At 55.6% G+C, this 21909-nt stretch carries 17 protein-coding genes; 10 read left to right on the top strand and 7 right to left on the bottom strand.

Features of this window, described 5'->3' with window-relative positions; all coding sequences use genetic code 11:
• Positions 1-43 precede the first annotated feature (43 nt).
• A complete protein-coding gene (locus MWC30_RS17230) occupies positions 44-976 on the top strand; it encodes an ATP-binding protein (protein ID WP_244085443.1) in 933 nt (310 codons plus the stop codon).
• A gap of 28 nt (positions 977-1004) precedes the next feature.
• Here MWC30_RS17230 and lon read toward each other — a convergent pair whose 3' ends face one another.
• The 6 genes from lon to MWC30_RS17200 all read right to left on the bottom strand — a co-directional run bounded on the left by lon (position 1005) and on the right by MWC30_RS17200 (position 7541).
• Positions 1005-3383 (bottom strand): endopeptidase La, encoded by a 2379-nt coding sequence (lon, locus tag MWC30_RS17225; protein ID WP_244085442.1) that lies wholly within the window; start codon positions 3381-3383, stop codon positions 1005-1007.
• Between the two features lie 33 nt (positions 3384-3416).
• Complete coding sequence (locus MWC30_RS17220) at positions 3417-3857, bottom strand: Hsp20/alpha crystallin family protein (protein WP_244085441.1); 441 nt, start codon at positions 3855-3857, stop codon at positions 3417-3419.
• A gap of 199 nt (positions 3858-4056) precedes the next feature.
• Positions 4057-4350, bottom strand: coding sequence for a hypothetical protein (locus tag MWC30_RS17215; RefSeq protein ID WP_244085440.1), 294 nt, complete (start codon positions 4348-4350; stop codon positions 4057-4059).
• A gap of 279 nt (positions 4351-4629) precedes the next feature.
• Positions 4630-5490, bottom strand: coding sequence for a sugar phosphate isomerase/epimerase (locus MWC30_RS17210; RefSeq protein ID WP_244085439.1), 861 nt, complete (start codon positions 5488-5490; stop codon positions 4630-4632).
• Positions 5491-5521: 31 nt separating this feature from the next.
• Positions 5522-7132: an acetate--CoA ligase family protein gene (locus MWC30_RS17205; protein WP_244085438.1), complete on the bottom strand. Its 1611-nt coding sequence runs from the start codon at positions 7130-7132 to the stop codon at positions 5522-5524.
• Positions 7026-7541 (bottom strand): CoA-binding protein, encoded by a 516-nt coding sequence (locus MWC30_RS17200; RefSeq protein WP_244085437.1) that lies wholly within the window; start codon positions 7539-7541, stop codon positions 7026-7028. The genes MWC30_RS17205 and MWC30_RS17200 overlap by 107 nt, the downstream gene beginning before the upstream one ends.
• A 470-nt stretch (positions 7542-8011) precedes the next feature.
• Between MWC30_RS17200 and MWC30_RS17195 the strand changes: the two genes are divergently transcribed.
• The 9 genes from MWC30_RS17195 to MWC30_RS23075 all read left to right on the top strand — a co-directional run bounded on the left by MWC30_RS17195 (position 8012) and on the right by MWC30_RS23075 (position 20977).
• Positions 8012-8695, top strand: coding sequence for a response regulator (locus MWC30_RS17195; RefSeq protein ID WP_244085436.1), 684 nt, complete (start codon positions 8012-8014; stop codon positions 8693-8695).
• Between the two features lie 3 nt (positions 8696-8698).
• Positions 8699-10543, top strand: a complete 1845-nt coding sequence (locus MWC30_RS17190) for a HAMP domain-containing sensor histidine kinase (protein ID WP_244085435.1) — start codon at positions 8699-8701, stop codon at positions 10541-10543.
• 11 nt (positions 10544-10554) lie between these two features.
• Positions 10555-11316 carry a phosphate ABC transporter ATP-binding protein PstB gene (gene pstB / locus MWC30_RS17185; protein ID WP_244085434.1) on the top strand — a complete coding sequence of 254 codons (762 nt, stop codon included), beginning with the start codon at positions 10555-10557 and terminating at the stop codon, positions 11314-11316.
• Positions 11317-11325: 9 nt separating this feature from the next.
• Positions 11326-11988 (top strand): phosphate signaling complex protein PhoU, encoded by a 663-nt coding sequence (gene phoU / locus MWC30_RS17180; RefSeq protein WP_244085433.1) that lies wholly within the window; start codon positions 11326-11328, stop codon positions 11986-11988.
• Between the two features lie 604 nt (positions 11989-12592).
• Positions 12593-14278 (top strand): hypothetical protein, encoded by a 1686-nt coding sequence (locus MWC30_RS17175; RefSeq protein WP_244085432.1) that lies wholly within the window; start codon positions 12593-12595, stop codon positions 14276-14278.
• Between the two features lie 87 nt (positions 14279-14365).
• Complete coding sequence (locus tag MWC30_RS17170) at positions 14366-16960, top strand: fused MFS/spermidine synthase (protein ID WP_244085431.1); 2595 nt, start codon at positions 14366-14368, stop codon at positions 16958-16960.
• A gap of 359 nt (positions 16961-17319) precedes the next feature.
• The gene (locus MWC30_RS17165) at positions 17320-19095 is read left to right on the top strand and encodes a calcineurin-like phosphoesterase family protein (RefSeq protein ID WP_244085430.1); all 1776 of its coding nucleotides are present in this window, start codon (positions 17320-17322) and stop codon (positions 19093-19095) included.
• 239 nt (positions 19096-19334) lie between these two features.
• On the top strand, positions 19335-20381 hold the full coding sequence (locus tag MWC30_RS17160) for a PHP domain-containing protein (RefSeq protein WP_244085429.1): 1047 nt from the start codon (positions 19335-19337) through the stop codon (positions 20379-20381).
• A gap of 98 nt (positions 20382-20479) precedes the next feature.
• Positions 20480-20977 (top strand): glycosyltransferase, encoded by a 498-nt coding sequence (locus tag MWC30_RS23075; RefSeq protein ID WP_368860880.1) that lies wholly within the window; start codon positions 20480-20482, stop codon positions 20975-20977.
• Positions 20978-21270: 293 nt separating this feature from the next.
• On the opposite strand, the gene MWC30_RS17155 is transcribed toward MWC30_RS23075, so the two are convergent.
• A complete protein-coding gene (locus MWC30_RS17155) occupies positions 21271-21702 on the bottom strand; it encodes a response regulator (RefSeq protein WP_244085428.1) in 432 nt (143 codons plus the stop codon).
• Positions 21703-21909: the final 207 nt, after the last annotated feature.

The following is a 21909-nucleotide window of genomic DNA, read 5'->3' as shown; positions in this document are numbered from 1 at the left end:
CCGTCGCATGCAAGAACGCTCTCAGACGAAAGGTCCTCAGCAGATGAAGAAGATGCCTCCCCCGCTCCCGCCCGACGCCAAGTGCACGCGCTGCCGCAGCCAGGCGACAATCCGCCTTCCCAACCATCACATGAACTTTTGCCCCGACTGTTTCACTCATTTTTTTCAAACGGCGGTTCACAGGGCCATGAAAAAATACGGCATTTCCCGAGCCACCCCGCTTCTGGTGGCGGTTTCGGGCGGCAAGGATTCCCTGGCCCTCTGGAACGTCCTCAACCAGCTCGGACATGTCACCCGGGGTCTTCACATCAGCCTGGGCATCGACGACTTTTCGGAGGCGTCCACGGCCGCCGTGGATCGATTCGCCCAGGAACGAAGCCTCCCCTGGACCCAGTACTCCCTCAAAGAAATCTTCGGGTACGACCTGATGGAAATCAAGCGTCGATCGAGAAGGCGGATCTGTTCCCTCTGCGGACTGCTCAAACGGCAGATGCTCAATAGACTCACCATCAAGGAGGGCTTTCAAGTCCTTGTCACGGGGCACAATCTCGACGACGAAGCCGGGCGGCTCCTGGGAAATCTCGTGTACCACCGCAGCGAGCACCTCAGGAAGCAATCCCCTTTCCTGCCCACCCCCCACGGGAAAATGCCCATCCGGTTCAAGCCGCTCTACCGGTTGGACGCTCAGGAGGTCCGCAATTACTGCTCCCTGCAGGGCATCCATTCCCTGGAAGCCGCGTGCCCTCTCTCCCGGGGAGCCACGAGCCATATTTTCCAGGAGGCGTTGAATCTACTGGAAAGGGAAATGCCCGGGACCAAGCGCCAGTTGTTGTACGGATATCTGGAACGCCACCCGGCATCCCCATCGACCATCCCCTTCGTTCCCTGCACGATCTGCGGTGAGCCCACCTATGAGGATACCTGCAGCGTATGCAACCTGCGGAGACACCTGGAAAAAAATTCCGCGAAGGAATGAAGGACTCCCCGGCGCCAGGGCGGTCTCCCTACCTCCCTTTCTGCGGTGATTCCTGAGCCCCCTGCCGCGGGACCAGCGCGATATTGAGAGCCTCCATGATCAGCTGGAGCTCATGAAAGACCATCCCCTCACGCAGGGACTGAGGAATGTCCACCAGGTCCCTGGCATTGGCCTGGGGAATCATCACTTCCCGAATGCCTGCACGGCGGGCGGCCAGTATTTTTTCCTTGATGCCACCCACGGGCAAGATATCCCCTCGCAGAGTGATTTCACCCGTCATGGCCACATCGCGGCGCACCTGCCGCCCGCACATGAGGGATGCCAGGGCCGCCACCATGGCCACTCCCGCCGAAGGACCGTCCTTGGGAATGCCCCCCGCCGGGATGTGGACGTGAATGTCCGACTTCTCGAACTGATCCACATCGATCCCCAGATCGGAGGCATGGGCGCGGATATAGGTCAAGGCTGCAGCAGCAGACTCTTTCATCACGCCTCCCAGCTGGCCGGTGAGCGTCAGGTTGCCCCGGCCCCCCGTGCGCAGGGCCTCGATAAAAATGAGCTCCCCGCCGCTGGGTGTCCAGGCGAGCCCGGTACAGATGCCGGGTCCCCAGGACCGGGTCGTTGTCTCAGGGAGATAACGAACGGGTCCGAGGATATCCCGACAGTTTTCCGGACGAATGGTGATGGGCCAGCCTTCCCCTTCGGCGATGTCCTTGGCCGCATAGCGACACAGCGCCGCGAGATTCCTTTCCAGGTTGCGCACGCCCGCTTCCCGTGTGTAAAAACGAATGATCTCCACAACGGTTTCGTCGGGAAGGATCAGCTGATCTTCCCGAAGTCCATGGTTCTCAATTTGACGACGAACAAGATATTTCCGGGCAATCTGCACCTTTTCCTCTTCCGTGTACCCCGGAAGCTCGATCACCTCCATGCGATCCCGCAGGGCGGAAGGGATGGGATCCAGCATATTGGCAGTCGCCACGAACATGACCTTGGAGAGATCAAAGGGTACTCCGAGGTAATGATCGGAAAACGTGGAATTCTGCTCGGGATCCAGTATCTCCAGCAGTGCGGACGAGGGATCCCCCCGAAAATCCATCCCCAGCTTATCGATTTCATCCAGCATGAAGACGGGATTGTTGCTGCCCACGCGGCGCAGGCCCTGAATGATCCGCCCGGGGAGCGACCCGACATAGGTCCGGCGATGCCCCCGCAGCTCTGCCTCATCCCGCAGCCCGCCCAGGGAAATGCGCAGAAATTTTCGGCCGAGGCTTCGGGCAATGGACTGTCCCAGGGATGTTTTCCCCACTCCGGGAGGGCCAACGAAGCAGAGAATGGGGCCCTTCAAATCTTTCTTGAGCTGCAGAACGGCCAGAAATTCCAGAATGCGGCGCTTCACTTTTGTGAGATCGAAATGATCTTCGTCCAGGATCCTGGTAGCCTCTCGAATATCCAGAGTATCTTCGGTGGAAACGCTCCAGGGCATTTCCAGGAGCCAATCGAGATAATTGCGCGACACGGTGTATTCCGCTGCGGACGGTGACATGCGGCTCAGGCGCTCGATCTCTTTTTCTGCAGCGCTCAGAGCCTCCGGGGGCATTCCCAGATCTTCCAGCCGGGCGAGCAGCTCCTGAATCTCCGGATTCTTCTCTTCTCCCTCCCCCAATTCTCTCTTGATGACCTGAAGCTGCTCCCGCAGATAGTATTCGCGCTGCCGCTTATCCATTCCCGCCTTGACTCGATCCTGGATCTTCTGGGCAAGCTCCTGCCGTTCCAGCTGGCGCGTGAGATAAAATGTCGTTCGTTCCAGAACGGTCAGCAAATCCAACACTTCCAGGATAGTCTGCCTTTCGGAAATGTTCATGGAAAGGTTGGCCGCCACAATATACACGAGCTGTATGGGACGTTCCACGTTCAGGGCCAGTGTGCCCAGCTCTGCAGGCAGGTTCGCCAGTTCCACCAGTTTCTCGAACTGGTTACGAAGATTGTGGGCCATGGCCTCGATTTCGGGGCTGGTGCTCGGATCCTCGGGAATGACTTGTACGCGCGCGTCGTAATATTTTTCCAGGGGCCGTACATCCTCCAGCCGCACCTTTTGCCTGGCGCGAACAATGATCTGGTAGCTCCCGTCGGTCTGCTTCACCAGCTTCATGACGCTGGCGATGACTCCCACGTCGTACAGGTCGGAGGAGCCGGGGTTCTCCACCTGCTTGTCCTTTTGAGCCACCACGACCATCAGTTGATTGCCCGACACGACATCATCGACCAGTTTCTGAGAAGCGGGTCTTTCGACATGCAGAGGCATGACCAGTTCCGGATAAAGCACCATGTTCCTGAGGGGAAGAATGGGAAGACGCTCCGGAACCGGACTCTCCTGATCATTTACCTCCAGAAGCTCTTGTGACATGACCACCTCGCTTTCCTCATCCTGTAAGCTTGCTTATTCCTGTCGCAATGGGACCCGAACGGAAACCGGCTCCGGCAGCTTGGGCAGCACGATCTCGAGGAATCCATTCCGGTAAATAGATTGTGCCGCTGCGACATCGAAGGGAAGGAGAAATTGAAAGCTTCTCTGGAACCTCCCGGAATCGATTTCCATCTGGTGGATGCGGGCGCACCCGCTGACCTGAGGGCGCTTTCGATTCCCCTTCAGGCAGAGACCGTTCTCCTCGACGCTGAGCTCGATCTGCGAAGGCTCGACACCCGCCAGATCGACAAAAACGTGGTAGGCCGTCTCCGTTTCATGAATATCCGCGCGCGGTATCCACTCATGGCTGCCGGAAAAACAGCTCTGGACACCATATTTCGACAGTTGACCCAGCCAATGGAGCAAACGACGGGGCATTTCTTCCATTTCGTCATTCCGGTCAAACAAGGACATGATGGACCCCTTGTCAAAAGAGGTGGGATTTTCAGGAGATGAAGATCCTGGAAATGAAAGTCCCTCCGGCCTCTGTCCAAAGACGGGGGAAGGAGGGATCTGTGGCTTGGCTCTGCCTGAAACCCGCGGGAAAGCGGCTCAGGGTGCATCCTCGGGAGGGACACGGAAAAACATCCTTTTCCCCCGTCCCCCAGAGGCTCTATTCTTGAATTTCCTCAAAGGACTTGACGTCGATATAGTCCCCTTTGTCAGTCTCGTTGATTACACCGGTCGCTTCCACCAGCTTGCCGACCATCTTGGAGAGATCAGCACCCTTGACTATGTAATCCCCATCTTCCGCTTCGATGATGATCCCTTTATCCGTCTTGGTGACAACACCGGCGATGGTTTCCGGCTCCTCCGCGGCAACCCCCTTCTGCACACAGACTGTAGAAATCATAAAAAAAAGCAAAACACTCAGCAGAATGCTCAGAAGTCCCCTGTTCGCTCTCATTCGTCCCTCTCCTCATTCACAAAAGGGTTGCTCATGGCCAGCAATTTTTCAGTCTTCCCGCAGGGCACCCTGCCCCCTGAGAAGCCCACTTCGAACCGTCCGGCATGGGCTCTTCACAGCTGCCCGCCCGCCACCACGGCTCGGGAATGGGTGATATCAAATTCATCGAACAATGTATAGATCTATTTTTCACGGTTTACGATAAAAAAATACAATAATTCAGATGCTTATTACATCTCCAAATCTAAGAGCCTCCGTTGTCGCGCGGCATGGCGAGATCTACCCCCCTGCTTCGGGCGGCGCTTCCAGAAATCCCTTTTCCCGCAGGTAACGGGCAGAGGCAAGGACGACCTCCTCGGCCCGCTGTTCGAAGCAGTCGAGCTTTATGGTGACATACCCCCTGTAGTCATCCCGTTGCAGACAGCGCAAAAAGCCGGGGATATCCATGACCCCTTCACCCAGCTGGATATGACGGTGAGCACTGTCGGATGAAATGTCGTCCAGATGCACGTGCGCCACATAGGCTTTCAATTTATCCCAGGATTCACTGGGATCCTCACCGATTCGGAAACAGTGGCCCGCATCGAGATCGATCTTGAGAACACTGGAGGGCGGCAGCTCTTTGAAGAATTCCAGGGCCTGCTCCGTCGTCTCGATGAGGGTATGGACTTCGGGCTGAATCAGGATCTTTACACCCAACTTCCCGGCCAGGGGCAGCAGCCGGTTCATGCCCCCCATGAAAAGGTTCAAAATTTCCTTCTGGTTCATCGCTTCATGAGCGGGCATGGCGCCACTTTCCGTGGAAACACTGGGAATTCCCATGGCCGCCGCCAGGCGCAGGCATTCCAGGGTGTACTGGATCCGATTTTCACGCTCTTGCCAGTCCACGGAAATCCATGAGGGATTATTCATCTCTCCGGCCGATGTCACCACACAGCTGTTGAGGTTGGAGACTCTCAATCTGCGCTGTTCCAGGCATTGATTCAGCTCTGCGACCTTCCCCGCCGTCAGATCGCGAGGGAAGGCATGGGGACGATCCGCCATGAGCTCCACGGCCGTGAACCCCGCTTTGGCAATACCCTCTACCGCTTCGGCAAGAGGACGAGATCGAAAAATCGTGCTGCTGTACGCAAACCGCATAAAACATCCCCTGTCAGGTAAAACGGTCGGCTCAGACCATGAGCCATGACTCACCCTTCGTTGCGCGCCAATCCAGAGCCATACAGCCTTCCGGGTAGAGGCGCACCGGATTCAAATCGAGCTCCTGGATTTCCGGAAAATCATGCAGCAGCCAGGAAATTCGCACGAGAACATCGCACAGGGCCTCACGATCCAGGGCAGCTTCCCCGCGCACCCCGCGCACCAGAGCAGCCCCCCGGCTCCCGTCCACCATGCGGCCCGCTTCTTCCATGGTTATGGGTGCGATCCGAATGGACGTTTCCCGAAAGATCTCCACGTAAATCCCCCCCAGACCTGCCACCACGACAGGCCCGAAGCTGGAATCCTGCCGTCCCCCCACGAGCCATTCCAGCCCTGGATGCGCCATTTTTTGCACCAGCACCGCAGGCCCGATCTTTAGAAGCTTCCGGTAGTCCCCTCGGACAGCATCCGCATGCGGCAGGTTCAGATGTACACCCCCCACATCGCTCTTGTGCAGCACCTCGGCATGAGCCGTCTTGAGAGCGACGGGATAACCGAAGGTCTCGGCCGCGGCAACGGCAGTGTCCTCGCTCTCGGCGCGCTTCCAGGAAACCAGTCGAATGCCGTAGGCATCGAGGATGGAAGCAAGGCTTTCGGGAGCAATGGGGCCCGCAGGCAGCCGTTCCAACCGGCTCCGGGCTTCTGCTGCGTCCACGCCGGTGGGGCGCTCGGCGGAAAAGGGCAACGGCCTGAGCTCAGACCGGTCGCGGCTCATCGCCAGAGCCATGACCGCATCCCTCGGGTCGTCGAAAATGGGATAGTCCAGGGTCTTCCTCAAATGTTCAAATTCCTCCTGAACCGTGAAGATACAGACCGCTATGGGCTTTCGGCATTTCTGCATGATTTCGCCCAGGCTACCGAGGAGACGCCGGGACTCCACCAGGGCTCGATTCCCATTGTAATTCAAAATGAACGTGATCCCATCCACATCCTCCCGGGCCAGCGTCTGTTCGAGGAGGGTCCTGTAGAGGGGCAGATGGAAAAGGTCGCCGAGGTCCATGGGATTTTGCAGATGAATCACCCCGGCCCGCGAGTACTCACGCACCATGTGGATCGCTTCCTGAGGGTAAGGTGGAAGTTCGAAACGGAACTCTTCGGCAGCGTCGGCAGCCAGGACGGCATGGCCCCCGGACCTGGAGATGACTGCCAGACGAGGACCTGACATCTGAGGAAGAGAGAATGCCTTGAGGCAGTGCAGAGCCGTTCTCTGGTCCGGCACCCGAATGATGCCGCACTGCAGGAACGCGGCGTCCACAACCTGGTCATCGGCGGAAAGCGATGCCGAATGCGACCGGGCCATGGCTGCGCCGGGCCGGCTCTTGTTGGCCTTTTGAACGACGATGGGCTTGGTGGAGCGGGAGGCAATTTCCATCAGCCGCCGGCCGTTGGAGATTCCGTCCAGGTAGAGGTAGATCTGGTGGGTTTCTTCGTCCACCAAGAAATACTCCAGCAAGTCCGCCTCACCCACATCCAATTTATTCCCCATACTGGCAAACTTGCTGAACCCCATATTTTCCGAGGTCAGGGAATTGATCATCATGGCACCGATGCCGCCGCTCTGGGCTGCGACACGCAAGGCCATTGTTTCTGTTCATGATGCCGATGCCGTTGGGACCGATCATGCGCATGTCATAACGCCGAAGGGTTTGCACAACCTCGTCTTCCAGGGACAACCTGTCTTCCCCCATTTCCCGAAATCCACCCGACTGCACGACGACGCGTCGAATCCCCTTTTCTCCGCACTGCCTCAGGATTTCAGGTACAGCCCGGGCGGGCACCAGGACACTGGCAAGATCGACAGGGTCGGGAATGTCCATGACCGTAGGGTGAATTTTGTGCCCAAACAGGGCGCCGCCCTTGGGCCCCACCAGGTGAATGTATCCTTTATAGCCAAATTCGATCAAATTCTGCACCATCAATGCCCCCAAGTTTGTTGGCGAGTTGGAAACACCGATGATGGCTACACTTTGTCCTTCGAAAAAACCCCTCATGCCGTTTCCCTTCACGATTCAAAAGGTCTGGAAAAGGTCCTGCCGCGTTTATGGTTTGATGCACGCCTGAATGTTCAACGGATGCACCTGCAGGCGTGCATCCTTTGGGATGATAGGACCAGAAAACATGGATTTCAAATGAAAGATGGACTCCTCGCCAAAATCAACAGATCTCCGGAGGCTTTCCGGCTTCCGTCATGTACGCCCACGACGGCTTTCGGCCCCCGTGCGCCCACACATTGATTTTGTAACAGGACTGTAACATTATGAGCATGTTTTCGGCACATAAGCATGATTATATCGAAATTCATGTTACGAAAGGCTCGGGGGACCCGCTCTGTACCCCCGGTCATCGTGATATGACGCGATGTGACAGGCGTTGAGGGCTCTCCGGAAGATCGGTTTGGGATGTCGGTGTGGGGCTTCTCGCTGAAAGTCTGCCCGTCTTTCGTTTCACTCAGGAGTTGCCGATGACCAAGACGTACATACTCGTTGTGGAGGATGATCACGATATTTTACAGCTTTTACGTTACAATCTTCAAACGGCGGGCTTCGACGTCGCAACAGCCCAGGATGGATATGAGGCCCTGGAGAGCGTCAAGCAGCGTCAGCCCGATCTCATGCTTCTGGATTTGATGATCCCGGGACTCGACGGGTTCGAGGTATGCAAGGAGCTGAAGAGGAATGGGACCTTCAAGCACATCCCTGTCATCATGCTGACGGCCCGGGGTGAAGAGGTCGATCGCATTGTAGGACTTGAACTGGGAGCCGACGACTACGTGGTCAAGCCCTTCAGTCCGCGAGAGCTCATTCTGCGCATTCGCGCCGTGCTGCGCAGATCGACTCAGGAGGAGCCCGAATCTCTACTCTGGCAGCGAGAGGGGTTCCAGGTTGATTTCGAGGCACACAAGGTGCTCATTGACAGTGTGGACGTGGCACTCACCGCCACGGAATTCAAGCTCCTGGCCGAGCTCATCAAGGGCAGGGGCAAGGTGCTGACCCGGGACCATTTGCTGGATACCGTCTGGGGTTACCAGTTTGAGGGCTACGCACGCACCGTTGACACCCATGTACGGCGCCTGCGGCAAAAGCTGGAGGGCTACTCCCGCTGGGTGGAAACGGTCAGAGGCGTCGGATACCGTTTCAGAGGTTGAATCATGACAAGACCCATCAAGTTTCGCACGCGTTTGATCCTTTACCTATCGGTCCTCGTCTGCCTGGCTTACATTCTCCCTTCCTGGTACTACTACCGTACCCTCAGGGAGGAGATTGTCAACGAAACGCGCGGAAACGCCGTACGCCAGCTCGACCTGGTGCATTGGCTGGTGCGGGAGAAGGCCGATCTTTCCGATGCCGAAAGCCTGCAGGGATGGCTGTTGGAAATCGGCCGCCACATGGATGGTCGGATCACCTACATCGCTTCCGGGGGGCACGTCGTTGCCGATTCGCAAGTGCCTTTTTCCGAGATAAAAAACCTGGACAATCACGCCGGCAGGCCTGAAATCATGCAGGCCAGAGAGCAGGACCTCGGGGTGTCGATCCGGTACAGTGAGAACACGCGCAAAATGCTCCTCTATGTCGCCAGGAACATCGAGCCTGCAGGGGCCATTTCCCCTGGCGTCCTGCGGTTGTCCGTTCCCTTTTCGCCGGTGAGCGAGCTGTTGGAGCGCCTCAAGTACAACTACCTGGTGGTTTTGGCTTTTGTACTCCTTGTCTTTGTCTGCATCACTTATTGGCTCATGCGGCAGAGGTCCAAGCTCCTTCAGCAAATCACCTCGGCTGTCAATGCTCTCGTGGATTCCAACTACAAGCAGCGCATTCCCGCGGTTTACGACGGGGAGCTCTCGGAACTGGCCCAGGCCGTCAATACAATGGCCGAGCGCATCGAAAGCGACATCAAGGTGATCCATGAAAAAAAGCAGCAGTTGGAGGCTGTGTTCAACGGCATGCAGGAAGGCGTCATGGTCCTGGATTCCCGTGGAAAAATCCAGAGCATCAACCGCGCCCTCTCCGAGCTTCACCTGAGTGCTGCGCAGGGATTAGGGCGGAAACCCCTCGAAGTCTTCATGAACCTGGAGCTGCAGGATGCATGCGATCGTATTCTGGCATCCAAAGAGGAGCTCGGTTCCCGTCCCTATAGTCTTCAAATCACTCTGGGCGAGGAAAAAACCTACAGCGTCAACCTCGTTCGCCCCAGAGATCTTACAGACAGCGCCCGGGTCATCGTCGTATTCCACGACATCAGCGAGCTCAAGCGCCTGGAAAAGGTCCGCCAGGATTTTGTGGCCAATGTCTCTCACGAGCTGCGCACGCCCCTGACCTCCATCAAAGGGTATTCCGAAACCCTGCTGGCGGAGAAGGAGCACGACCCGGAAACCCTCGCGGCATTCCTCCAGGTCATCCTTCGCAATACCAACCACATGGTGAAAATGGTGGATGATTTGCTGCAGCTGGCCAGGCTGGAAGGGAGGCAGAGCCCCATCACTCCCCTTCCCGTCCAGGCGGACAAAGCCCTTTGGGCCGCGTGGAAAGAATGTGAGCCCCTGGCCCAGGCCAAGGGCATCCAACTGCAAAACCATCTGCCTCCAGCGGGCGTCCTGGTGGCTGCAGACTTCGATCAACTGGTTCAAGTCTTCCGGAATCTCCTGGAAAACGGCGTCAAGTACAGCCCCGGAGACAAGCCGTTGACCGTTTCCTGCCAGTTGCAGGAGCAAAAGGCCGCCTTTGCCGTTCGGGACGAAGGCCCAGGGATTCCCAAGCAGCACCAGCAGAGGATCTTTGAGCGGTTCTATCGCATCGAAAGACATCGGGGAAGCGAATCGGAAAGCACCGGCCTGGGACTGGCCATATGCCGGCACATCATCCGAAATTTCGGAGGCAGGATCTGGGTGGAAAGCCCGCATCCCGACGGGAGCGCCGGAGCCACCTTCTGGTTCAGCCTCCCAAGATCGCAGGGGGATTACGACAAGAGTTCCATCTCATCCAAGGCTTTAGAAGCCTGAAGGGTTATTCAATGGAAAAAACTCCCAAAATGAGCTCCAGGAATTTGGACTTTTACTACGGCGATTTCCATGCGCTGCATTCGATCTCTCTGGAACTTTACGAAAAACAGGTCACAGCCCTCATCGGCCCCTCGGGATGCGGCAAGAGCACCTTCCTGAGATGCCTCAATCGCATGAACGACCTGATCCCCATCAGTCGCGTGGAAGGAGAGGTCCTCCTGGACAACGAAGACATCTACGATCCCGGGGTCGATGTCGTCTCCCTGCGCCGCAAAGTGGGCATGGTTTTTCAAAAGCCAAACCCTTTTCCCAAGACCATCTTTGAGAACGTGGCCTATGGGCTCAGGGTCACGGGAAACAAGGACGGGGCGTTTATAAGTCGGCGCGTCGAGGAGAGCCTCCACCACGCCGCCCTGTGGGACGAGGTCAAGGACCGCCTGCACCAGTCGGCCCTTGGGCTTTCGGGAGGCCAGCAGCAGAGGCTGTGCATTGCGCGCGCCCTTGCCGTCGAACCCGAGGTCGTTCTCATGGACGAGCCTGCGTCCGCCCTTGATCCCATTGCGACACAAAAGATAGAGGAGCTCATCCACCAGCTCAAGAAGAATTACACCATTATCATCGTCACACACAACATGCAGCAGGCTGCAAGAGTTTCGGATGTCACGGCTTTTTTTTACATGGGAAAGCTCATCGAAGTGAACGACACCGAGACTCTGTTCACCCGTCCCAAGTACCGACAAACCGAAGACTACATCACAGGCCGTTTTGGCTAGGAGCCCCCCATGGAAAGTCGTTTTCACCAGGAATTGGAAGGCCTTCGCATGATCATCCTGCACATGGCCGCACTGACGGAAAAAGCCCTGGAAAAATCCATCCAGGCATTCAGCGACCGTGACACGGAGCTTGCCGGCGAGGTCATGGAGGGTGACAAAGACATCAACGCGCTGGAAGTCGATGTGGACCGGCAGTGCCTCAAGCTGCTGGCTCTCGAACAGCCCATGGCTCGGGATCTGCGCTTCATCATCGGGTGCATGAGGATTGCCGTGGACCTGGAGCGCATCGCGGACCAGGCGGTCAATGTCGCTGAGCGGGTGGTTTTTCTCGCTGCCCGTCCCCCGCTTCCTCCCAACCCCGCCATGGCTCAGCTGGGTGAGACGGCCCTGGACATGCTCCGCAGCGTCATTGCGGCATTTGTCAACGAGAGTGAGTCACAGGCCATCGATGTATGTCAGATGGACGATACGGCGGATGAATTGAATGTTCGCATTCTCAAAAATTTTCTGGACTACATGGCCACGGAAACGCCCGCCGTTGAACGGTCCGTCCAAACCATCATCGCTGCCCGATGCCTGGAGCGGGCAGCGGACCAGGCCACCAACATCGCCGAAAGCGTCATTTTCATCATCAAAGGCGTCAACATCAAGCACCACTGTCAGCGCACCTGAAAGAAAAACCCGTCAGGGGATCGCATGTAGGGTAATGTGCGATTCCCTGGCGGTTTCGTTTTGGAGCGAGAGAATGGAGAGATGGGTGATCCATTTCGCCATTTGTGCTCCAGTCTTGCACAAGCCATTCTCAATCATTCCAGGCCAAGATCCCTGTCTCTACGGCAACATCGACCTGAAGTCCTTTCGCAACAATTTATGAAGTTTGAGGATCTTCGAGCCTGCCCGCCGCAGATCAGGTACGCACCGATATACCGCTTCCCGCCATTTTCAACCAATTGTCACTGTCTCGCCGCTTTCTCGTAACAGCAGGACTGTTTAATGGAAACCGTTCAAGCGACTGTTTTCTCGGGTGCATGAAGGTCCCTGATCCTCTGGCCCTGGACGCCTTAACTGTAGCTCTGGATTTCGGGAAAGCGCCTGCTTTCCATCTCAAACCTGGGGAACTGACGATCGGCAACGCCGACCGATTTTGATTTGTCGGCTTTCATCTAATGTTAAAAACGAAAGGAGGTGACAGGTTCGTCGAAAATTGCTGCGAGTTGTGTGAAAAAATGTTGAAATCTTTAATAAATGACCGAAGTAACTTTTGAGGAGGAAAAGAATGCTATTGAAGTCCATGAAGGAAAAATCCGTTGCAGGGCGTATGAGGACCCTGCTTTTCACAGGAGTTGTGGCCCTGAGCTTCGCAGGCGCCGGCGGCGCCATGGCGGCCGGTTGCACCAAGCAAAAAGCTCAATGGCTGTCGGGCGATTTTCATCAACATACTCTTTATACCGACGGAAGTACCTCTTTTGACTTTGTCATGGGAAAAGACAATGCATTCGGACTGGACTGGTGGGCCAATTCAGAACACGGAGGTGGCCGGAACCGCGATGGAGAAGGCCATCTTTGGACGGACCCGAACTTTTATCCCACCAACCCGATTCTTGGCGATGTATCTGGAAACCCCCAAGTGATGTGGCGCTGGCAAAGCATCCGGGATTTCGTCTTTCCCGACATCCTGCGCAATCGTGCTCTCTACCCCGACAGGAAGATCTTCTCAGGCCTGGAGTGGAACGTTCCTGCTCATGAACATTGCAGCACCGGCATCGTAGCGGATGATGCGAGCGCCATCAGCGCCTTTGAGTTCCAGTTCGACAAATCGGATGCGGACAAGAGCCGCATCGGTGAAGTGACCCCCTACGGCACGCTGGTTAAATCCAACAAAACCCATACTGATAGCGTGGCTGCGTGCCAGTGGATGGAGGACCAATACAGGAATGGCACCATCGACAACGGCTGGATCATCTTCGCGCACGTTGAGCGGGCCGGAGTCTGGAAAGGAACCGGTGGAGGCTATAATATCGAAAACTTTCGCGATTTCAATAACGCCGCTCCCGACATCTGCTTTGGCTTCGAGGGAGCCCCCGGTCACCAGGTCAACAATGACCGCGGCTTTGGAAATACTGTCACATGTGATGAAAACGGAGCATGTACATCCAGTGATTTCGGCGGATCTTACGGCGGCGTGGGCTATTACTCAGCCAAAGTCGGAGGACTCTGGGACGCTCTGCTGGGCGAGGGCCGACATTGGTTCAACTTTGCCAACTCCGACTATCACTCGCACTACACCGTCGGTGGCGACGACTTCTATCCCGGCGAATACCAGAAGACTTGGGTTTATGCCGTTGATAAGAACCGTGACGGTGATTTCTCCCTCGATGAAATCGCCGACGCCATGCGCTCAGGCAACGCCTATTTCGTGCATGGCGACCTGATCAACCATCTCGAGTTCGAAGCCCAGAACAACGATGACAAGGTTCCCATGGGCGGTGAGGTCAAAGCAGGCGGCACCATCAAGAACCTGAAGCTCAAGATCAAATTCAAGAGCCCCGAAAGCAATAACTGCATGCCCAACGATTACATCACTTCCTGCTCTCCCCCGAAGGTGGATCACATCGACTTGATTGCCGGTGAGATCACGGGAAAGGTAGACCCCGGTGATCCGAATTACACCAAGGCCACCAATCCGACCACCAAAGTCATCGCCACCTTCGACGCCAATGACTTTGAGACGGACAAGGAAGGCTACTCCACCATCGTTTATCACATCAAAAACGTGCACAAAAACATGTACTTCCGACTCCGCGGAACAAACCTTGCTCCCAACACGCCCTTTGAAACGGATGCGGAAGGCAACCCGTTGCCCGATGCGCTCGCTACCAAGCACCTCGGGATCGACGGCGCTCAGGAAGCCTGGAACGACCTTTGGTTCTACTCCAACCCCATCTTCGTCTATGTAAAGTAATGCTCCTGCAGCGGTAGAATCGTTTTGAACTGAACAAGGGGCTCGAAAGAGCCCCTTTCCCTTTGGTGCATCTAAAGACAGGATCGCATGAATCTTCAACTGCCGGTGCTCTATTCCATTGTCTTTCTTTCTGGATTCGCTGGACTTGGCTACGAAATGGTCTGGACACGGATCCTATCGGTTGGGGTCGGCCACGAGATAGTGTCCGTGCTGGCTGTCGTGGCGGCCTTTTTTTGTGGCATGGCCCTTGGTGCATGGTGCCTGGGCGAAATTGCGTTGACATGTGACTCCCAAAGGACTGCAATTCATTGGTATGCCGGGATCGAGGCAGCCATCGGCTGCTGGTCTTCGGCCCTGGTCGTGCTGATTCCGTGGGCCAACCAACTTGCAGCCCAATGGATGGGGGCCGAGCCGTCCCCGCTGCTCCACTGGGGTGTTTCATTCTTCCTGCCATTTGTTTTGCTGCTCCCGGCTACCTTCGCCATGGGAGGGACTCTACCGTTCATGCGCCGTATTTTTCAGGCACGGTGGAGCGCAAGCTCGCCCATAGGCGGTCTCTATGCCGCCAACACCTTCGGTGCAGTAGCGGGTACCCTGCTTGCGACGTTTTGCATTTTGCCGTGGCTGGGTTTTCAAAAGACGCTCCTCTCCTTCGCCCTCATCAACTTTTTCTGTGCCGCCGGGGCTATTTGCTGTTGTCACCGCGCAGGAAGACCGGCCGGGCTGATGCCGGGTCCCACCCCGGCGGGCAGTCCCGTCCGCGGAATGGGAGCTGTGCTCTTCGTGACGGGTTTCCTCGGCATTGGGTACGAAGTGTTGATGGTGCGCACCTTGAGCCAGGTGCTGGAAAATACCGTTTACAGCTTTGCATGTCTCCTGTCGGTCTATCTGCTTGGCACGGCATGTGGGGCTGCCTTGTACCGGTATATTCCACGGACGCAATCTTTTGAGGGTGCGCTGTCTTTTCTCTTGACGCTCCTGAGCGGCTTTTGCCTTCTGGGGATGCTCGTCCTCGATCAATCGGAGGCCATCCACTTCCTCCTGCGCAGTCTCGCAGGGGAAGGCTATTGGGGATCTATAGCGGCTGAAATGGGGCTGGCTTCAGCCGTCTTCCTGCTTCCCACTCTTGCCATGGGGGCTACTTTTACCCTCCTGGCACAGAAAGCCGACACCGAGCGAATGGGTTTCGGAGGCGCGCTTTGCTTCAATACGCTGGGGGGGGCGGTGGCGCCTTTCGTCTTCGGGGTCCTCCTGCTTCCCCTTCTCGGCCCCAAAGGAGCCTTCCTTTCAGTGTCCGCAGGTTACCTCGCTCTGATTCCGGTCATGGCCCGGCGTATCTACAAACCGCTGTTGGTTCCCCTTTCAGCCGGCATCCTTCTCCTCATCAGCCCCTTTTCGTTGAATCTCGTGACACTCGAACCAGGGGATGTGCTCCTGGAGCACCTGGATGGCGTCATGGCGTCAGTCACGGTTGTGAAAGACCCTTGGAATGAGACTCACCTCAAGATCAACAACCGGTTTCAGATGGGCGGAACATCCTCGGCCTTCTCAGACCGACGTGAAGGCCACATCCCTCTGTTGCTCCATCCGAATCCCCGAAAGGCTCTCTTTTTGGGAACGGGCACCGGCGGTACCCTGGCGGCTGCAGGGGATCATCCCGGGCTGAGGGCCGTGGGTGTCGAGCTCGTCCCAGAAGTCATTCCCATGTTGCACCATTTTGAAAGATCGACGGGAAATTTGAGCTGCCATCCGCAGCTCCACTGGGTCGTGGCCGATGCTCGCCGATACGTGAACTGCTCCCGGGATGTTTACGATGTCATCGTTGCGGATCTTTTCCACCCCGCACGCGACGGAGCGGGATCACTCTATACGAGGGAGCATTTTCTGGCCATCAAGGCTCGACTAAATGCAGGGGGTATTTTCTGCCAATGGCTGCCCCTCTATCAGATGGACCTGGACGTCCTTCGCGTTATAGTCCGCACGTTTATGGAAGTGTTCCCCGATGGATCCGCCTTTCTTGCCCATTACAGCATCAAAGCCCCCATTCTCGCTCTGATTTCGGGCAAACCTGCGGGGGACTCCTCCTCCGACTGGTGGGATGTGAGAACTGAGGACGCAAGATTGAAACGTGCATTGCAAGCTGTACGCTTGGACAACCTTTACAACTTTTGGGGCTGTTTTTTGGCCTCCGGTGAGGATCTGCGCCAATTTGCCGCTGATGCTCCCCTCAACACCGATGACCATCCCATAGTCACCTTTGAGGCCCCTCGCTTCGCTTACCGGAAAGAGGAGTCTGCCGCCGGGAGGCTTCTCTACCTTTTGGACCGCTTCAGGCCCATGCCCCATCAAGTCCTGGCATCCCCTCATACCCATGAGGAGCAGGATGTCCATCAGCGTCTCGCCGCTTACTGGAAGGCCCGAAACTTGTTCATCCATGCCGGCGTCGGAGTGTCCGAAACCAGCGATGTGGAGGTGCTGGTCCGGAGTACCCGGGAAAAGCTGCTGGAAACGATCCAAACCAGCCCAGACTTCACAGCCGCCTATTTTCCACTTCTCGCCATGGCCCAGCAGCTCTACAGGCGGGACCCTCAGGCAGCCAGGGCACTTCTCCATGACCTGGAAAAGGCGAATCCACGCCGGGAGGAAGCTCGATCCGTGCGATCCAGGCTCTTTCACGAATAACAACGCTAGAGCAGCAACCCATAAAAATATTTGAAATAACAAGACAATCTCCTTGATTTACTTTCATCGACATGAAAAACGGTCTCCAATGCAGAAACGCAACGAGCCGGTCATGTATCTGTAACCGTCGCATGAAAGACTTGAGTCCATGAAAGCACGCAATCCCGGCCATGAAAGGAGGTGATGACAGGTGTCGGTAGAGTAATGGCGAGGTGGGCGTGCAAGTCTCCAATGGCAAGAGTTGGAAACAGGGTCCTCATGGAGCGGTCACTCCCTGGGGGATATGGCCGCAGTAAAGCGCTTGGAGGATTTTTTGAGGGTAGATCGTTGCAAAATCCCCGGTGCAAAGGAGAAAGATCGTGAAGCGTCAGATTGGAGTCGTCACTGCAATATGCTGTGCCCTTTCCTGCCTGTTCATTTCCAGTGTCTGGGCTGTCGAGAGGGGCAATTCAACCAAAACGGTAAAGGGAGTTGTGTTTTGGGATCGGAACAACAATGGCGTGCTTGATAGAAATGAGCCCGGAATCAACGGTGTCTCTGTTTCAAACGGAAGAGACGTTGTGCAAACGAACGGAAAGGGATATTACAGTTTAACGGCTTATGATGAAATGGTGGTTTTTGTTTCAAAGCCGGCAGGTTTTACGTCTCCTCTCAACAAGAACAATGTCCCACAGTTCTTTTATTTCCATCAGCCCAACGGTTCTCCCTCTGTAATCCAAAAATATCCAGGTCTCGCGCCCACGGGGCCGCTTCCCGCAATGATCAACTTTCCCCTTTACAAGGAGCCGGAGTCTGGGGAATTCAAGGCGATCATTACTGGGGATACTCAAGTCTACACCAACAAAGAAATCGATTATCTCAGGGATTCTCTCGTAAAGGAGGTTGCCGGCGCGGATGCATCCTTCATCTTGTGCATGGGGGATAACATCGGAGATTATTTGGAATTGTATCCACGTTTTCTGGAAGTCATGAGCAAGACCGGTAAGCCTGTCTATCTCGTCCCCGGCAATCACGACGCAAACCTGGCTGATGCACCAGTTCCTGAGTACGCCTATGAAACCTTCAAGGCTCAGTTCGGCCCTACATACTATTCCTTCAATTACGGCAAAGTCCATTTCGTTGTTCTGAACGATGTTGTCTACCCGTCGCCGCTGTATCTTCCATCAAGGACATATCACGGTGAGATCGATGCAAAGCAGATGGAATGGCTGGCGAACGATCTCAAATTCGTTCCCGGCGATCACCTGATCGTCCTGAACATGCACATCCCCATCGTCTCTGACGTGGACCGACTGGCTCCCAAGCACAATGTGTCGAACCGTGAGGCGCTCTATGCATTGCTTGAAGGCCGCAAGGTTGTTTCACTGGGCGGACACACTCACACACTGTCTCATTTTCAGGCGGGAGAGGAACAGGAAGGCTGGGGACAACCCACTCCCTTTCCACAGGTTATTGTCGGTGCAACCTGCGGCAACTGGTGGGGAGGCGACCTGGACAACAACGGAATACCCATGTCATACATGAAGTGTGGAACACCACGCGGCTACATGGTTTGGAGCTTCGACGGCAACGAATACAACGATCGGTACATGGCTTCCGGAAAGAAACCTGACGAACAGATGCATTTGTCGCTCCATACACCGACTTGGGCAGAGTGGTTCAATGAAATGGGAGTATATGCCGCATTGCCTCTCCCCAGGCCCTACACTCCGCCCCTGACCCTCAATGACCTGCCGGATGTCAACAGCGTCAAGGCATCGGACCTTTCCAGCACGACTCTCGTGGCCAATGTCTGGAACGGCTCCCGCGATTCCGTCGTCACCTGTACTTTCGACGCCAAAACGACGGTACAGGGGCACCAGGACCTGGCATTCGGCGACCCGTATGCACAGCGCCTCCAATCTTACGTCTTTCGATACGCCATGGGTTTTGAGCAGTACGCTCAAACCATTGCACTTCCAGGGACTGCCCCCCAGCCCATACCGGCCGGGAATATCATGAAAGAATCCTTTCATGTTTGGACGTTCGATGTCCCTGACGATCTACAAGCCGGGGTGCACGAGGCCGTCGTCAACACGACCGATGTACACGGCAACAGGTACCAGCAAAACCTTGTCTTTGAGGTAGCTCCATAAACACGACCACACGTCCGTTCCGGTTTCATGAAAGGGGGCGAACAGACAAGCCGCTTCAGCTTTAAGAAATGCCGGGCGCCCCTCCGGGTGCGCCCGGCGCTGCCGGCAGAATAGAACCTGCGCAAGCCAATTTGCTCCAATTTGGCCCCTTGCCAAAGCCTCTCATCGAGGCCCTTTGGCCCGAGCGGCGAGGAGCGTTTCGAGAACGATCACCTGTTGTCTGGAAGGAAAGCAGGCTTATGAAAGCGGATCTCCATGTCCATTCGAAGTACTCCAAGCGGCCGTCGCAGTGGGTTCTTCAGAAAATCAACTGCCCCGAAAGTTTTACTGAGCCCATTCACCTGTACAAGATGGCCAAAGACAAAGGGATGTCCCTGGTGACACTTACGGATCACAACTCTATCGAAGGCGCACTGGAACTGGCGCACCTGCCCGACGCTTTCATCAGTGAAGAAGTCACCACCTACTTCCCGGACGATGGCTGCAAGATCCACGTACTGGCTTGGGACATCACGGAGGAGCAGCACCAGGAACTCCAGAAAGCCCGAGAGAATATTTTTGATCTTGTTGCTTGCCTGCAGCAGAAAAATATCGTGCACTCCCTGGCTCATCCCCTTTTTGCCGTCAATGAGCGCCTCACAGTGGAGCATTTCGAGAAGCTTCTGCTTCTGTTCAAAAATTTTGAAATGAACGGAGCACGATCAGAGCATCACAACCAATTTCTCAGATCATTTCTGGAACAGCTCAGCCCGGAGGATATCCGGCACCTGGCGGAAAAGCACCGTCTCGAGCCCGCCTTTGAAGATCCGTGGAAAAAAAATCTCACCGGAGGATCGGACGATCACAGTTCTCTGAGCATTGCCAAAAGCTATACGGAAGTTGAGGGGGCGGGGAATGTGCTCGAGTTCCTTCTGGGCCTTCAACAAGGGTGCGGTCGGGCGATGGGCGAAGGGGCCACGCCCAAAGCCATGGCGCACAATCTTTACGGCATCGCTTACCAGTTTTACAAAAACAAGCTGAGCTTGGACCGACATGTTCAGAAAGATATCCTCCTGCGTTTTCTTGACCGGATGCTTTGCACGAGCAACGGCGGGGAGGGAGGCATCCTGACCCGTCTTACATGGATCTGGAGCTACCGAAGATGGCCGAGGAGCAAAACTCACGGTTCCGTGTCCACCCAGCAGCTCTTCAGGCTGGAGGCGCAAAGATTGATCCTGGATGACCCTGAGCTGATTGCCATTGTCAAGAATGGGGAGAGTGCTCAGGAAAAAGTCGAAAACCGGTAGTTCGAGTTTGTCGACAAGGCCACCAACAAGCTTCTGCTCCATTCCGGCACCCATGTGCTGGACCAACTGGCTGGTGCGAACTTGTTCAACATTTTCAAATCACTGGGTTCGGCAGGGGTGCTTTATTCCCTCCTGGCTCCATATTTTATGGCGTTTTCCATATTCACCGCAGACAGACGGCTGATGGAGGACCTGCGCCGGCGGTTTCCTCACCTCTCCCTTTATGGAGTGCCGAGAGCCAATGGGACACATGTCGCTCATTTCACAGACACACTTTACGAGGTCAACGGGGTGGCCCTCACGCTGCGGCAGCAGGTGCAACGAGCGTTGTCACCGATGTGGGGGGACCGCAGGAAAATCTTATCCAGGGTAAAACCGGATGGATCATTCCCGCCTATGATCTTTCTGCTTTTGTTCAGGCCATTCGGACCCTGGTGTCGGATAAGGTGCGTCTGAAAGCAATGAGCCTAGCGGCACGCAGCTACATGAAAAAGCGATCCTTTGAGACCAGCTTTGACGAGTCCTGGAAGTTTCAATGGGGAGAGTCTCAGAAGGAATCCCAAGATGAGCCCTGTACTTTTGCCCGTGCAAGTTAGAACTTCGCCGATGTCAAATTCAGAAGGGAACGCTGCGCCATGAGCTCTTTGAAGAACTTGTGTCCCCGCTGCGGGGAGAAAATGGCCCTTAAATCTACCCACACTTCGATGGACTGTTTGAAGAAGCTCCAGAAAGACAATGCACTGCTTAAAATCCGTTGGAAGCGTAAACAGGGAAATGACGCTGGACCTGGCGAAAAGCCTGATTCCGCGGGCAGAAAAACGCTTCGATGGGGCTCATGCCGTTGACCTTTTCCCGTTAGTGCGCATGCTTAAAAAAAACAGCTTGGCTTTTATCCCATTGCGCACCAGGATGAAAATGACACGCGATTTTGGATGAATTGGACCTGGGATGGACTCTGAGCATGGCTTCTTGCTGTCACTGCTCGCTTCACTTTTGTTCTCAGGTCAGCCAGATCGTGCGACTTGATGACGTAGAAATCTGCCGCTGCGGCTTTGGGGCTTGATTTGTAGCTGTCGTAAGGGCTACACACGATGATGGGTATGTGAGGGTATGCTTCACGAATCTGTTGTAACAAATCGAGTCCGCCGTGGTCCGCCAGCTGGAGGTCCAGAATGGCCACGTTGAACTGGATGGTTTTCATTTGCTGGAGAATCCCATCGTCACGGGCGATAGCAACCACATCGTAGCCCGCCTCCGTCAGTTCCAACTCGAAAAGCTGCCGGATGTGCTCGTCGTCGTCGATCACGAGAACCCAAGGCATTTTTTCTCCCTTCTCCAATTCTCGAGAGAGAATAGTGCAGACGAGTTTTCTATCTACCCCACGGAAAGCTCCTCAGGCACTGCTTCCACAACTCGCAAAATCTCGATGCGAACTTTTCTTCGACTCGATAGGAGGATTCATCCTGCAACACCTATGTGAATGATTTTCCTTCCCATGCAGGCGGAGCCCAAAGTGTGTGAGGTATGG

Source organism: Desulforhabdus sp. TSK (genome assembly GCF_022836495.1).
In the GTDB taxonomy this organism is placed as follows: Bacteria; Desulfobacterota; Syntrophobacteria; order Syntrophobacterales; family Syntrophobacteraceae; genus Desulforhabdus.
The sequence above is the reverse complement of the archived record's forward strand: the minus strand, read 5'-3'. Positions and strand labels throughout refer to the sequence as shown.